2 rRNA genes are annotated in these 574 nt (G+C 43.7%); both read left to right on the forward strand.

Annotated elements, in window-relative coordinates:
* Positions 1 to 57: ribosomal RNA gene (locus LDX58_RS25700) — 16S ribosomal RNA — on the forward strand; the annotation flags it as partial.
* Positions 58 to 323: 266 nt separating this feature from the next.
* Positions 324 to 574, forward strand: a 23S ribosomal RNA gene (locus tag LDX58_RS25705); the annotation flags it as partial.

The raw sequence follows: 574 nt of genomic DNA on the forward strand, positions 1-574 counted from the left end.
GGGGTGAAGTCGTAACAAGGTAGCCGTATCGGAAGGTGCGGCTGGATCACCTCCTTTCTATGGAGTATTTAACTCTAGTCGACGAACAACCTCGGTTGTTTGCGCTTTGGTCTTTTGTTCAGTTTTGGAAGAATTCATTTTCTTTCAACTTATATGAAGTAACTAACTTTGTTAAAGCGAAGTTAGAGACTTGGTTCTTTGAAAACTAGATAATGCAAATAGAAACCATGTAAGTTCATCGTCATCTTATTTTAATAAGAGAAGATCGAACGCGCATGTCAAGAATTCACGTGATTTTTAAATCACAAAACCTTTTTTAATTTGGTTAAGTTAGAAAGGGCGCACGGTGAATGCCTTGGCACTAGGAGCCTAAGAAGGACGCGACGAACGGCGAAACGCCTCGGGGAGCTGTAAGTGAGCTTTGATCCGAGGGTATCCGAATGGGGGAACCCACCATCCGTAATGGGATGGTACCCGTATCTGAATACATAGGATACGAGGAGGCAGACCTGGGGAACTGAAACATCTAAGTACCCAGAGGAAGAGAAAGCAAATGCGATTTCCTGAGTAGCGG

It is taken from the genome of Alkalihalobacillus deserti, from assembly GCF_020734105.1.
Classification (GTDB): Bacteria; Bacillota; Bacilli; order Bacillales; family Bacillaceae_D; genus Halalkalibacter; species Halalkalibacter deserti.